The organism is Rhodospirillaceae bacterium (assembly GCA_016712715.1).
Classification (GTDB): Bacteria; Pseudomonadota; Alphaproteobacteria; order Dongiales; family Dongiaceae; genus Dongia.
Genome location: JADJQM010000001.1, coordinates 1,156,927 through 1,170,833, shown reverse-complemented (window position 1 = coordinate 1,170,833; position 13,907 = coordinate 1,156,927). Strand labels below are relative to the sequence as shown.

The 13,907-nt window shown below is 61.5% G+C and carries 14 protein-coding genes and 1 pseudogene; 3 read left to right on the top strand and 12 right to left on the bottom strand.

The window, feature by feature from the left end; all coding sequences use genetic code 11:
• The first annotated feature begins 52 nt into the window (after window positions 1-52).
• A complete protein-coding gene (gene pspB, locus IPK59_05845; GenBank protein ID MBK8158310.1) occupies window positions 53-289 on the top strand; it encodes an envelope stress response membrane protein PspB in 237 nt (78 codons plus the stop codon).
• Entirely contained in the window at window positions 286-735 is a 450-nt protein-coding gene (locus tag IPK59_05840) for a PspC domain-containing protein (GenBank protein MBK8158309.1), read from the top strand. Before pspB ends, IPK59_05840 begins: the two co-directional genes overlap by 4 nt.
• Here the strand turns inward: IPK59_05840 and IPK59_05835 are convergent.
• The 10 genes from IPK59_05835 to IPK59_05790 all read right to left on the bottom strand — a co-directional run bounded on the left by IPK59_05835 (window position 732) and on the right by IPK59_05790 (window position 9,734).
• Window positions 732-1,067, bottom strand: coding sequence for a DUF1491 family protein (locus IPK59_05835; GenBank protein ID MBK8158308.1), 336 nt, complete (start codon window positions 1,065-1,067; stop codon window positions 732-734). The genes IPK59_05840 and IPK59_05835 overlap by 4 nt on opposite strands.
• Window positions 1,064-2,752 carry a thiamine pyrophosphate-binding protein gene (locus tag IPK59_05830; protein ID MBK8158307.1) on the bottom strand — a complete coding sequence of 563 codons (1,689 nt, stop codon included), beginning with the start codon at window positions 2,750-2,752 and terminating at the stop codon, window positions 1,064-1,066. The genes IPK59_05835 and IPK59_05830 overlap by 4 nt, the downstream gene beginning before the upstream one ends.
• A gap of 57 nt (window positions 2,753-2,809) precedes the next feature.
• Entirely contained in the window at window positions 2,810-4,234 is a 1,425-nt protein-coding gene (locus IPK59_05825; protein ID MBK8158306.1) for an amidase, read from the bottom strand.
• A gap of 2 nt (window positions 4,235-4,236) precedes the next feature.
• Window positions 4,237-5,049 (bottom strand): ABC transporter permease subunit, encoded by an 813-nt coding sequence (locus IPK59_05820; GenBank protein MBK8158305.1) that lies wholly within the window; start codon window positions 5,047-5,049, stop codon window positions 4,237-4,239.
• Window positions 5,046-5,885, bottom strand: a complete 840-nt coding sequence (locus IPK59_05815) for an ABC transporter permease subunit (GenBank protein ID MBK8158304.1) — start codon at window positions 5,883-5,885, stop codon at window positions 5,046-5,048. The genes IPK59_05820 and IPK59_05815 overlap by 4 nt, the downstream gene beginning before the upstream one ends.
• Window positions 5,885-6,982, bottom strand: a complete 1,098-nt coding sequence (locus tag IPK59_05810) for an ABC transporter ATP-binding protein (protein ID MBK8158303.1) — start codon at window positions 6,980-6,982, stop codon at window positions 5,885-5,887. Before IPK59_05810 ends, IPK59_05815 begins: the two co-directional genes overlap by 1 nt.
• Window positions 6,983-7,012: 30 nt before the next feature.
• Complete coding sequence (locus IPK59_05805; protein ID MBK8158302.1) at window positions 7,013-7,357, bottom strand: hypothetical protein; 345 nt, start codon at window positions 7,355-7,357, stop codon at window positions 7,013-7,015.
• Window positions 7,358-7,381: 24 nt separating this feature from the next.
• Window positions 7,382-7,840, bottom strand: a complete 459-nt coding sequence (locus IPK59_05800; GenBank protein ID MBK8158301.1) for a GNAT family N-acetyltransferase — start codon at window positions 7,838-7,840, stop codon at window positions 7,382-7,384.
• Between the two features lie 12 nt (window positions 7,841-7,852).
• Window positions 7,853-8,338, bottom strand: coding sequence for a YajQ family cyclic di-GMP-binding protein (locus IPK59_05795; protein MBK8158300.1), 486 nt, complete (start codon window positions 8,336-8,338; stop codon window positions 7,853-7,855).
• Window positions 8,339-8,402: 64 nt separating this feature from the next.
• Entirely contained in the window at window positions 8,403-9,734 is a 1,332-nt protein-coding gene (locus IPK59_05790) for an MATE family efflux transporter (protein MBK8158299.1), read from the bottom strand.
• Between the two features lie 266 nt (window positions 9,735-10,000).
• On the opposite strand from IPK59_05790, the gene IPK59_05785 reads away from it, so the two are divergent.
• Window positions 10,001-12,067: an EAL domain-containing protein gene (locus IPK59_05785; GenBank protein MBK8158298.1), complete on the top strand. Its 2,067-nt coding sequence runs from the start codon at window positions 10,001-10,003 to the stop codon at window positions 12,065-12,067.
• 53 nt (window positions 12,068-12,120) lie between these two features.
• Here the strand turns inward: IPK59_05785 and IPK59_05780 are convergent.
• Window positions 12,121-12,962 (bottom strand): annotated as a pseudogene (locus tag IPK59_05780) (ABC transporter permease subunit).
• Window positions 12,959-13,906 carry an ABC transporter permease subunit gene (locus IPK59_05775; protein MBK8158297.1) on the bottom strand — a complete coding sequence of 316 codons (948 nt, stop codon included), beginning with the start codon at window positions 13,904-13,906 and terminating at the stop codon, window positions 12,959-12,961. The pseudogene IPK59_05780 and the gene IPK59_05775 overlap by 4 nt, the downstream one beginning before the upstream one ends.
• Window position 13,907 lies beyond the last annotated feature (1 nt).

Sequence of the window (13,907 nt, the reverse complement as noted above, 5' to 3'; positions counted from 1 at the left end):
TTCTGGCTGAGCGCCATCGCTTCAACCGCCCAACCTCCCAAAGGGATCGTCGATGAGTTTGCTCGAGTTCATGTCCGTTCCCATGATCCTGTTCATGGTCATCGTGGCGCCCCTGTGGCTGATCTTCCACTACAAGACGATGTGGAAGAACCAGAAGCAGCAAGGGCCGGCTGACCAGAAGGCTGTCAAGGAGATATGGGATGTGGCGGTGCGGCTGGAAGATCGCGTCGCCAATCTGGAAAAATTGCTCGACGCCGAGGCGCCGGGCTGGCGGGAGACGAAGAAATGAACAGCGACTATTGGCGCGATCCAGCGTGGAATAGCAACGGCGGTGATCGCCCACCCTTCTGGGGCTATCAGGGGTTGCGCCGCTATCCCGAGCGTGGTCGCGTGAGTGGCGTCTGTGCGGGTATCGCGCAGCATTGGGGCATCAAGGTGAAATGGGTTCGCTTTGCGGCAATCCTGGCACTCATCTTCTTCACTATGCCCACGCTTATCTGCTATGGACTTGCGACTCTGTTCTTGAAGTTGGCCGAGCCGGAGCCTGTGCAGCCTGCGGAGAGAGCGTCCGAGAAGGACAATTGGGCGACCGGCGACCTGCCGCCGGACCTCAGCTTTCCCAATCTGCGGCGCAAGTTCCGCGAACTTGAGGAGCGGGCCGGCGCCATGGAGACGCAGGTGACGTCACAGGAATTCCACCTGCGTCGCGATTTCCGCCGCATGGGCGAGGCCTAAAGAATCTTCCCAGGAAACGGATTGCGACCAGCGCGGTCTTCGATCTCGACCACCCAGAGATCGGGATCGCGCTGGACCGACCGCGCGATATAGGCATCGGCCTCCGCCTCGGTGAGCAGCGCGCCGCTTTGCACCGGCAACCAGGCAATCTCGCCATCCTCGTCCCTGGTCTGGGTCAGCAGCTTGCAGCCCGGCCCGAGCAGATTGAGCTTCAACAGGATGGCGCCGCCCCAGGCATCGCCCTTATGGGCAACGACGGCGGTGAGGCCGAGCGAAAAGCACTGCCGTACATGCCCCTGGACGAAGAGTTCGGTTGAGAGCCGATCGCTCACGCCTTCTGTGCCTTGAGCGCCGCCTCGCGCAGATCGCTGAGCGAGGCCTTGGGCGTGATCGCTTCCGGATCGAGGCGCAGCTCCAGCAATGCAGGCTTGCCGGCGGCAAGTGCCCGTTCAAAGGCGGGTGCGAATTGCTCGGTCGTCTCGACCAGTTCGGCATAGGCGCCATAGGCCTTGCCGAGTGCCACGAAATCCGGATTGTGCAGCTCAGTGCCGCTGACGCGACCGGGATAGGTCTTTTCCTGATGCATGCGGATGGTGCCGTACATGCCGTTGTTGACGACCAGGAACACGGCATTGGCACCGTATTGCACGGCGGTCGCCAGCTCCTGGCCGTTCATCATGAAGCAGCCATCGCCATTGAAGGACAGGACGATGCGGTCTGGTGCCGCGAGCTTTGCCGCAACCGCCGCCGGCACGCCATAGCCCATCGAACCGTTGGTGGGACCAAGCTGCGTGCGGTACTTGCGGTACTGATAGAAGCGATGGCTCCAGGTCGCATAATTGCCGGCGCCGTTGGTCAGGATAGCATCGGCCGGCAGGCGCTGGCGCAGCCAGGCCATGATGTCGCCCATCTGGAGGCTGCCGGGAATGGTGCCGTGCTTGATGTTGTCGAGATAGTCGGTGCGGGCAGCAGCGGTCCAACCGTCCCAGGCCTTGTGATCGACCGGGTTCATCTTGTGGGCAGCGCGCGCGAAGGCCGCCATGCCGCTGTTGATCGGCAAGGCCGCCTGATAGACGCGGCCCAACTCCTCAGCACTGGCATGCACATGAACCAGCTTCTGCGCCGGCATCGGAATGTCGATCAAAGTATAGCCGGACGTCGTCATTTCACCAAGGCGGGCGCCGATGGCGATGAGCAAGTCACTTTCCTTGATGCGTTGCGCGAGCTTCGGATTGATACCGATGCCGACATCGCCGACATAATTGGCGAGTGTGTTGTCGTAAAGATCCTGGCAGCGGAACGCGCAGCCGATGGGGAGATTGTTGGCTTCGGCGAAGGTGCGGAAGTCAGCCACCGCCTCGGCATCCCAACCACCGCCGCCCAGGATGACAAGCGGCCGTTGCGCCTTCGCCAGCATGTTGCGGAAGCTCGCCATGTCTTCTTCGCCAGGATGAGCGCGGCTCACCTTGAAATGATCCGCATCACCCACCTCGACCACATCGGTCAACATGTCTTCCGGCAGGGCGAGTACGACCGGGCCGGGGCGGCCATTGACGGCGCGGTGGAAAGCCTGGCTCACCAATTCGGGAATGCGGCGGGCGTCGTCGATCTCCGCCACCCATTTCACCATCGGGCCATACATGCGGCGGAAATCGATTTCCTGGAACGCCTCGCGTTCAACCTGGTCCCGCGCTACCTGGCCGATAAAGAGGATCATCGGCGTCGAATCCTGGAACGCGGTATGGACGCCGACCGAGGCGTTGGTCGCACCGGGCCCGCGCGTCACGAAACAGATGCCAGGCTTGCCGGTAAGCTTGCCATAGGCGTCGGCCATATAGGCGGCGCCACCTTCCTGGCGACAAACGATCAGCTTGATCTTGTCCTTGGAATCATGGAGCGCGTCGAGGGCCGCAAGATAGCTTTCACCGGGCACGCAGAAGGCCATCTCCACGCCATGTTGGATCAAGGCGTCGATCCGGATTCGGCCGCCATTGCGTGGCTTAACATTCTTGGACATCGGGAGCACCCAGGATAGCTGAGGAAATGGGGAAAAGCGGGCTAGGGCTAGCGCCTTTTACGCCTGCTTGGCAAGAGGGGGCCGCTTGTCCGCCCAAGGTTGGAGCTTTTCCAGGGCGGCACCCAGGCCAAGGACACCCCGGTCATCGTGGCGGCGGCCGATGATCTGCAGGCCGATGGGCAGATTGTCCCTGGTGAAGCCGGCCGGCACGGACAAAGCCGGGCAGGGGCTGACGAAGTTCCAGACCGAGGTGAAATCGAGCGCATGGTAGCGGCCCTGCTCGTCAAGTTTCCAGTATTCCGTGTCGCTGCGGCCGACCCTGGCTGCCGGCTGGCACATGGTGCCCGTGAGGACTGCCTCGTTCCGGGCGAGGATCGGCTGCAATTCACCCCACATGCGGGTGCGCGCGATCTCGATCTTCTTGAACTCGACCGCATTCATGGCAAAGCCCGCATCCATCAGGCGCACGACATTGGGATCCATCTTGGCGCGGAAGTCCTTCAGCACATGGCCGAAGAAAGTGGCGAGATAGACACCCCAATGCTGGCTCCATAGATCGTCTTCATCCTTGCCCCAGGGCAGCGAGACTTCTTCGATGACGGCGCCTTGGCTGGCAAAGAGATCGGCGACGCGCCGGACGGCGGCTTCGACCTCGGGATGCCAGACATGATGACCGGCATTCAGCAGCAGGGCGAGACGGCGTCCTTTGAGGTCGCTCGGCAGCGGTGCCGTGAAATCCAAGGGGGATGTGAGCGACTGGATGTCGCGCTCATCCGGTCCCTGCGTGATCTCCAGGAACAGGCAGGCATCGGCGATCGTGCGGGCGAGTGGGCCGAAATGGGAGATCTGGTCGAACTGGCTGGGCAGGATGGTGAAGGGTATGCGGCCGAAGCTCGGCTTCAATCCGACGATGCCGCAGAAGCTCGCCGGAATGCGCACCGATCCGCCCATGTCCGATCCTTCCGCAAAGGGCACGCAACCGCTGGCGACTGCGGCACCTGATCCACCGGAGGAGCCGCCGGCGGTGCGCTCCAAATTCCATGGATTGCGCGTGATGCCCCAGAGCGGGCTTTCAGTGAAGCTCGAATAGGCAAATTCCGGCGTTGTTGTCTTGCCGATGAGTATCCCGCCGGCCTTGGCCAGCGCTTCCGCGATCGGCGCGTCATGGTCCGGGGCCCAATGTTCATAGGCATAGGAGCCAAGCGTCGTGCGCTTGCCTTTGGTCGGAGTCAGATCCTTGAGCGCATAGGGTACGCCATGCAGGGGCCCCCGAAACTTGCCCGCTTTGGCTTCCGCCTCCATCACTTTGGCGAGCGCCAGGGCTTCATCGGCATAGACGAAGCAGAAGCAGTTGAGAACTGGATTGACCTCGGCAATGCGCGCGAGGGCATTGGTGACCAAAGTCACCGGCGACAGCGTGCCGGCTCGGATACGGGCGGCGAGGTCGGTAGCTGGAGCAAAGCACAGATCTAGGTCGGTCACGATCAGTATCCGTTCCGGGGTTGAGAAAGGCGTCCGAGGCGGCGCACGACAAAGATGAGCAGAATGACGTCGACCAGCATCATGAGCGCCACCAGGGCATGATAGAGGGGCGAGGCATTCTGGGCGACCCCCGACAGGATGGCGCCGGGCAGCAGTACCGCCTCGCCGGAGAGGGCATTGCCGAGATAAAAGTCGCCCAACGACAGTATAAGCGCCAACAGCCCGCCAAACACGGCATAGGGGCGCAAGCTTGGCCAGGTAAGGGACCGGAAGATGGTGATCTCATCGGCGCCGGCCTCAAGTGCGGCCTCCCGCCAGGCGGGATCGACGCGGCGCCAGCCGATGCACAGGATGGCGGCCACGAGTGGCGCTGCCACAGCCGCCTGGCTGGCGGCGACCAGGCCGAGCCCCAGGGCATTGCCACCCCATTGCGCCAATTTGAGGCAGGCCAACAGAAAGAGAGCGCCCAGGCCGAACCGGGGCAGAAGGAAGGGCAGGGCTGAAGCCAGGATGGCAACGTAACGGCGCCGTGCCAACCATTGCCGCCAGAGAAGGGAGAGGCATAAGCCCCAGACTGAAGCCAGGAGGGCGACGCCGAGGGCAATCAGCGGTGTCAGCAGCAAAGCCGGCGCAATACCAGATTCCTTGGTCAAGGCAGCCGTCAACTGGCTGGCATCCGCCACCAGGACGATCCCGAGGCTGTAATAAAGACCGAGCCCGAAGATAGCACCCACCGGCAGAAGCAGGAACAGGACCAGCAACAGGGCTATGAGATGAAGGGACCAGGCGGGCGTATGACTGACACGGCGGATCATAATCTGATCTCCTGCCCACGTCGCTTGGCCAGCGCCACGACGAACAGCGGCAGACAAGCCAACAGCAGCATGAGCAGCAACATTACAGCCGCATAGGGCCAGCCGGTGTCACTTTCAAGAGCGCGTTGCAGCCATTCGCTTGCCTGCTCGAAACCGCCGGTTCCGAGCAGTCGCGGCTCCAGAAAGCTGCCAACCGACCCGCAGAACAGCACCGTAGCGGTAAAGGTGAAAAGCCGGCGATTGGGCGGCCAGAGAATCTGCTGCAGAAGCGCAAAGGCTGTCGCGCCGCATTCGCGCGCTGCATCGAGGACGTTTCGATCAACACGATTGAAGCCCGCAGCAAGGCACAGGACAGCCAAAGGCAGCCAGGCATGTACACTGGCGATCAGTTCGGCCGAGAATCCGCCCAACATGTTAATTGGAATGAAGTCGATGAGCGCCAGATCCTTGAACGCCTGCATCCAGCCCAGGATGCGGATGCCTGGATCGGAGAACCACATCAGGATGATGAAGCCCAGGAGAAGGCGGCCCAGGAAGCGCCTGCGTATGGCAATCAGAAAAGCGAGCGGCGTGGCTATGAGCGTCGTGATCAGTGCCGACAATGCTGCCAGCAGCATGCTGTTCAACAGAGCGGCGCGCGCTTCGACCGACCCGAGGACACTGAGCCATGCGGTGGAGGTGATCGTGGCGGGTCCGTCCGGTGCACCTTGCAGGCTGAGCCACAGCACCAGCAGCAGGGGAGCCGCAAAGAACAGGGCCTGTGCGAAGACCGCGATCCAGGCGAGACCCAGGAGCGGGCCTCGCAAGATAGCGGCATGCGCGATATTCCGTGCCATCAGTCGGCCGGCAGCAGAAAGGCGTCGGCACGATTCCAGCCCAGTGTGATTCGCCGGCCCGCTTCTAGCGGAAAAGGCGCTGGCAGGGGAATATCGGCGATAATGCCGGGCTGGAACCCCTCGATTGTCGCACGAATCTGTACACCGCCACCACGTGGCATCACATCGGCGATCTGTCCGTCGGCCAGCATGTCGAAGCGTCGAATGCCGAGAAAGGGTCGCACAACCTCGGGCCGGATCAGCAACTGGGCTGGCCCGGTTGCCAGCGTCGGGTGACAGCGGTCGCGGCCGATATCACAACCGCCGGCCTGCAGAATAGCGCTGCGCAAAATCACCTTGGCCTCGCTCACGTTGATCTCGACCGGCAGCAGGTTGCAGGGACCGGCCAATCGCGCGATCACGGCATTCGCTGGTCGACCGAACAGGTCCTCGGGTTTGCCATGCTGTGCCTCGCGGCCCTCGATCAGCACCGAGATCGTGTCGGCTAGCGCCATCGCTTCAACAAGATCATCGGTGGCAAGGAGGGTGGTCAGGCCAAATTGGCGATGCAGGCGTTTCACTTCAGGCAGAAAGGCGCGTCTGGCCGCCGGTGCCAGCATATGCAGCGGCCGTTCCAGCAACAGGATTTCCGGCTCGCCGCCCAGCGCCCGCGCCAGGGCCACGCGCAGCTGCTGTTCGGCGGACAGCGCCCCGGGCATGCATGTCAGCAAGTCGGCGCTGATGCCGCATTCCTCGGTCAGGCGATCAAGTCGGTTCTTGATTTCCCCCTGGTCGTGCCCGCGTTGCTGCAAGGGAAAGGCAATATTCGCGAGGACGCAAAGATGGGGGAAGAGGGCGGGGTTCGATCGCACGGTCATGACGCCGCGCTCACCCGGCGCACGCAGGCCCAGATCCTTGCCGTCGAGCAAGATGCGCCCATGCTGCGGCCTTGTAAATCCGGCGACGGCATCAATCAAGGCCCGCAGGCCACTTTGATCCGGCGACACCAGCGCGAAGATCGCGCCACGGTGCAGGGCTGCCGAATAGCCGTCGAGGACCGGTCCCGTCGGGCCGCCGATCGTCAGATCACGCAGATCAAGATGCGTCGGCACCGACATTCCTGCTTTGCCCTTCCCCTGACGAAATCGTCAGTGATGATGAGCTTCGTGCAACATGCTCTGCCGCATGCCGGTATCGTAGCTATGGCCGGCCGGCGTCAAGATGCAGGCGCGCGGAAACATCGACTGGATGAGGCCCTTGCGTTCTAGGGCGCGCCAGGCAGCTTCGTTGCCAAGGCCGGTGGCGTCGCTGGCCGAGAGGACCCAGGGGCCAAGATGAAAATGGTCATCATGGGCATGGGGCAGGCGTTGAATGAGTGTGTGGCCGGCTTCCTCGGCCGGTACGGCATAGCCTTCCAGTCCCGACAAGGCCTGGAACAGGGTCAGCGTCTTGAGTTGCAGAGCGTTCAGATTGAGCGGGTTCTTCTTCGGCATGACGATGTTTCCTGAGTGAGACGTCTAGGCGGCGAGTGCCTTTTCCATGAACAGCGAATTTGGATCGGCCTGGTAAGCGCCAAACGGCTCGATTCCGTAAAAACCGGCGCTACGGTACAGGGCGATTGCTTCCGCTTGCCGGATGCCGGTCTCCAGGCGCAGGCAGTGGAGACCGACCGCGCGGGCATCCGCTTCCAGCGCCGCCAGCAGGCGGCTGCCGAGCTTCAGGCCACGTGCCGTCGGATCGACGAACATGCGTTTGATTTCACCATAGCCTGATTGGCGCAGAATCGCCGCAATGCCGCGCATAGCGCCATCGACGCGGGCGACGAAAAATGTCGTATCCGGGTGCTGCAGCGAAGAAACGTCGACCAGGTGATTGCTCTCGGCTGGGTAGAGTGCCGCGTAATAAGCGTCGCTGACCTGCAGCAAGGCGTGGACTTCAGGCTGGTCCGGAGTCTCGATTCGAATGACGGGGTGAATCAAGGCGTAACCTCAGTCGCGGAAATTGGTGAATTGCAGCGGCTGCTCGATCTTGAGCCCTTTGACAAAAGCGATCGCATCCTGGAGATCGTCGCGCTTCTTGCCCGTGACGCGCAGCTCGTCGCCCTGAATCGAAACCTGGACCTTCAGTTTGCTGTCCTTGATGTCCTTGACGATCTGCTTGGCCAGCTTCTGGTCCAGTCCCTGCTTCACGACGACTTCCTGCCGGCGCGAGTTGCCGGTCGCCTTCTGCTCTTCCTTGAACTCGAGGCAGTTGGCATCCAGCTTGCGGCGCGTGATGTAGACCTTCAGCAGATCCTGAACCTGCTTCAGCTTCAGATCGTCATCGGCGTTGATTGTGATGAGCTCGTCCTTGCGTTCGACGGTGCATTTCGAGCCCTTGAAATCGAAGCGGGTCGCGATCTCGCGGACCACGCCCTGCACGGCATTGTCGACCTCGGCCAGCTCGGTCTTTGAAACGATGTCAAATGACGGCATCGGAACCTCCTGAATAATCCGCGAATGTGCCATAGCGGCGGTCATTTCGCCAGCGCTGCGCCACTCAATGTGCCAGGGCCCTCGGGATGCGGGGATACCAAAGATAGAGTGTCGCGGCGCGCAGGCCAAAGAACAGCATCAGAGATGCCCATAGGCCATGATTCCCGAAGGCAGGGATGAGAAAGTACTGGGCGATGATGGCACCCAGGCCGGCGATGATCATCCCGTTGCGCATCTCGCGCCCCCGCGTGGCACCGATGAAGACGCCGTCAAGGGTGTAGCACCAGAACGCCACCAGCGGCGTCGCCACCAGCCAGGGCAGATATGGGCTGGCCAACGCGACCACGGGCGGATCGCTGGAAAACACGCCGATGATTGTCGGCCCGAACCTGTAGAGCAGGGCAGAAAATGCCGCCGCTATGAGCAGAGTCCAGAGCAAAGACCCCCAGACGACATTTCGCAACTGCCGTCGGTCGCGCGCGCCGACAGCCTGCCCCACGAGCGTTTCGGTGGATTGGGCACAGCCATCAAAGGTCTGCGCGATTGCAGCCAGCAGGACGAACAGCACCTGGTTCGCGGCCACCGTAGCATCGCCCATGCGTGCGCCGAGGCCGACGAAATACGCCATGATGAACATGATCGCCAGAGTGCGCAGGAAAATGTCGAAATTGACCGAGATCAGCACGAACAATTTGTCGAGATCGATCAACGAACCTGCGTCGTCGCTGAGTGGCACGATGCGCAGCAGCCGTCGCACGACCACAAAGCCGACGATCGCCGTCACCGTTTGAGCAATTGCCGTCGCGATTGCGGCGCCATCGACACCCAGATGGAAGCGAAAGACCAGGATATAGCAGAGCGCGATATTCAGTCCATTGAGCAGGAGCTGGAGTGCCAAGGCGCGCCCCATGCGTTGCAGGCCAATGAGCCAACCAAGAATGACGTAGTTCGTGAAGTCGAAGGGAGCACTGAACAGGCGATAGTGGAAGTAGCGCGCGGCAAGATCCGCCACGGCCTCGCTGGATCCGAACAGCGGCACCGTGACATATGCCAGAGGCACCATGACGAGAAGCACCACGCAACCGAAAATCCAGGCGAGTGAAAGAGCCCGGTTCAGCGTCGCCTTGATCTCGTCACCATCCTCGGCGCCAAAGGCCTGGGCGGTGAAGCCGGCTGTCCCCAGGCGCAGGAAGGCGAAGGCCCACAATACCAGGGCAGCCAAGGCAGCACCCACGGAGATGCCGCCCAGGGCGGTGGCATCCCCCGTCTGGCCGACCAGGGCGGTGTCGACCAGATTGGGCAATACCGCTGAGAAATTGGCAAGGATCGCCGGAACCGCCAAAGCAACGATGCGGAAATGGGTCGATTGAGGCGCTGGGGCGGTTGTGTCTGTCATGCTGCTGCGATGCAATGGGCGGCGCAATATAGGCAGGGCGTCCGATGACTGGCAAGTTGGCGTGATGATGCCATGCCCCTGCCAATCACGATATTTTGTCACTATTTCAGCTAGCTAGAGCGTTGCTAACCTATCTTTAATCAATTCACTCTAGGTAACGAGGATCAATTCCGTGATTGCCTGAAAACGCCCGTTGGGGCGACTCTGGGTGGTCAAACCCTCACTGCAGGGGCGCCGGTTGCGTCCAGGCCGAGCCGGGTGGCGCAATGCATGACGGCCACATTCTCTGTCTGCTGAGTGACGACGCGGAAAACGCGGCCATTCGTGCTGCCTTGGGCGATGACCGGTATCGCCTTGAGTGGGTGACGTCGCGCGAGACGCTCATTGGCGACAAGGGTGGTGATCCCCCGGCGGACCTGCTCCTGATGCGTGCAAGGTCGGGCACGGATGGCGACTTCATCAAGGCGATACGCACCGACCACGGGTCGGACCGATTCCCGATCGTTTTCCTCGTCGATCCGGGCGAGGAGACGCTGGTTGAGCATTGCCTGTCCTGCGGTGCCGATGACTTTCTCACCGTGCCGATTCACGCCGCCGAATTGTTGGCCCGGATTCGCAGTCAGTTGTCGCGCGCCCGAGCCATTGCAGCGAGCCGGCTTGAGCGCGACCGCTTCGCCCTCGCCGTAGCCGGTTCCAGCGACGGCATCTGGGACCTCACGTTGAGCGACGACGCGCTGTTCATGTCGCCGCGATGTGCTGAATTGCTTGGGCGCAATGGCGACGACGGATTCAAGCGTCTCGAAGACTGGCTGGCCATAATCCATCCCGATGATGTCGACCAGTTCCAGGTGGAACTGCGCAATCATCTTGAGGGCATTACGCTCTCTCTGCAGATGGAATGCCGTATGCAGCACCGCAACCAGACCTATCGTTGGTTCCTGGTACGCGGCACGGGCCAGCGCAACGCAACCGGTAAGGCGTTCCGCATCGCCGGATCCCTCACCGACATCAGCGAGCGCAAGCTCACCGATGCGATGACCGGTTTGCCGAATCGGATTGTGCTGTATGACCGTCTCAATCAGACCATCGTGAAGAACCGGCGCAAATCTTCGGCCAATTTCGGCATCATCCTGCTGCAGATCGATCGCTACGAGACGATGCGCGAGGCCTATGGCCAGGTCTTCTGCGACGCCGTCCAGAAAGTCGTCTCGCAACGCCTGGTCGGTACGTTGCGCACGACTGATACGCTCACCATCATGGGCGAGAACACCATGTGCATTCTCCTCGACGTGATGCGCGACGATACCGATCTGGTGCGCGTTTCGCACCGAGTCCGCGCCGCCGCCGAAGAGCCAATCACCCTGGGTGACGAGAGTGTCCTGCTCAGTCTCTCGATCGGCATGGCACAGGCCCAGGCGCATCACCAGAGTGCCGAGGATCTCATCCGCGACGCCACGGCGGCCCTCAACAAGGCCCGCGCCGAGGGTGGCGGGCAGGAGGTCGTGTTCGATCCGGATATGCAGCGTCGAGCGCGCGACCGCCTGCGGATCGAGGCTGAACTGCATCTAGCCCTCAAACGCAATGAACTCGTCCTCCTCTACCAGCCGATCATCGACCTCAACACCGGGCGCCTTGCCGGGTTCGAGGCCTTGGTCCGCTGGCAGCACGCCCAACGCGGCCTGATACCGCCAATGGAGTTCATCCCGATCGCCGAGGAGACAGGTCTCATCGTGCCGATCGGCACATGGGTCGTGCAGGAGGCCTGTCGCCAGGGCCGGGAATGGCTCGACCAGGAGGGCAATGCCGACCTGTTCATCAGCGTCAATGTGTCTTCTCGTCAGTTGGACGGTCCGGCCCTGCCCGAGATCGTGCGACAGGCCCTGCGCGAACATCGGCTGGCTCCCGAGCATCTCAAGCTTGAGATCACCGAAAGCGCCGTGATGCGGGATTTTGAACTGACCATGAAGCTGCTCAAGCGCCTCAAGGAAATCGGCGTCGGCCTGTCGCTCGACGATTTCGGCACGGGCTATTCGAGTCTCAGCCTCCTGCGGCGCCTGCCGGTCGATACCTTGAAAGTGGATCGTTCCTTCGTCACAGCCATGACCGCCGATACCAGCGGCGTGAAGATGGTTGAAGCCATTCTGCAGCTCGCCCGCCTGTTCGATCTCAAGGTCGTGGCCGAGGGGATCGAGCATGAGGAGGAGGAAAAGCTCCTCAAGGAACGCGGCTGCGAGTTCGGCCAGGGCTGGCGTTACGGGAAGCCGCTCACGGTCTCTGCCTGCCTTGACTTGATGCGCGAACAGCGCAAATCCACCAAACGCATCGCCGGGTAACGAAGGCGGCGGCGCCCATTGTGGACGGCGCCGACCGGTTCACATCCATCGAGCTATTTGTTGGTCTGCAGGGCGGCCTGGATATCCCGCTGCCGCCGCTTCTCGCTCCGCGTCATCAGGATGTGCGAGGTGATGACGCCCGTCGCCACCACCGCGATGATCATCGTTGCCAGGGCATTGATCGTGGGATCGACGCCGCGCCGGACCTTCGAGAAGATCAGCTGCGGCAAGGTCCCCCAGCCCGGACCGTTGGTATAGAGCGTGATGACCAGATCATCGAGCGAGATGGTGAAGGCGAGCAGCCAGCCGGAAATCACTGCCGGCGCGACAATCGGCAGGGTGATAACCAGGAAGGTCTTCAAGGGCTTCGCCCCGAGATCGAGGGCCGCCTCCTCCAGCGACATATCGAAGACGGAAAAGCGCGACTGCATGACCACGGTGACATAGGACATGGAAAGGTGATGTGGGCGAGCGTTACAGTCCAGAAATCCATGCGCCCGGGCCAACCAATTATCTGCTGCGAAGCCTTGAACAGCAGCAGCAGGGACAGGCCGGTGATGACTTCCGGCATGACCAGTGGCGCAGTCACCATGCCGCTGAAGGCGATGCGGCCATGGAACTTGCGATATCGGGCGAGGACGTAACCCGCCATGGTGCCGAGCACCGTTGCGAAGGTGGCGCTCACCGCTGCGATGATGAAACTGTGCTTGGCAGCATCCAGCACCGCTTGCTCCTGCAACAGCACTGGATACCAGCGTGTCGAGAATCCGCCCCACAGGGTCATCAGTTTGTTGTCGTTGAAGGAGTAAGTCACCAGTACCAGGATTGGCCCATAGAGGAACACAAAGCCCAGAACCAGCATCAGCAGAATGAACCAGGAGAGACGCTTGGTCATTTCGGCGCCTCCTGGGATTTGTTCTGGAAGTACTGGAACGCCATGATCGGGACCACCAGGATGATAAGGATGGCCACGGCAACGGCGGATGCCATGGGCCAATCACGGTTCTGGAAGAATTCGACGGCGACGACCTGGCCTATCATCAGCGCATCGGGGCCACCCAGCAGTTCCGGGATGACATATTCGCCGACTGCCGGAATGAACACCAGCAAGGCGCCGGCGATGATGCCAGGGAGCGAGAGCGGAATAGTGATGACGCAGAAGGCCTTCAATGGCCGGCAGCCGAGATCGGCTGCTGCCTCTAGCAGGGACATGTCCATCTTTTCGAGATTGGCATAGAGCGGCAGGATCATGAACGGCAGATAGGTATAGACGATGCCGATATACATCGCGGTCGGCGTGTAGAGGATCAGCAATGGCTCGTCGATGATGCCGAGCGCCAGCAACACGTCATTGACCACGCCTTCCTTGTTGAGGATGCTCTTCCACGCATAGACGCGAATGAGGAACGAGGTCCAGAAGGGCAGGATGATCGCCAGCAGCAGCAGGGCCCGCGTCGATGGCGTGCAGCGGGCGATGCCATAGGCCATCGGATAGCCGATGAGCAGGCAGATGATGGTCGAGAAGAAGGCGAGGGTGAGTGAGTTCAGATAGGCTTTGTAGTAGAGCGAATCGTGGAACAACCGCTTGAAATTGTCGAACAGTTGATCGTGCGGCACGCTCTCTGGCCCGAACATCGGCGTGTAAGGCGGCTGCGCGATGATGGTCTGGGCGAAGCTGAGCTTCAGGATGATGATGCAAGGAACGACGAAGAAGATAGTCAGCCACAGATAGGGAACCAGGATAACTGCTGTACGGGGCTTGAAGCCGAGGGCTGTGAGAACACTGCGGATCGGCCCGCCAAGCGGCAGGGAAGTCTGCTGGGGAATGTCGGATGCCATG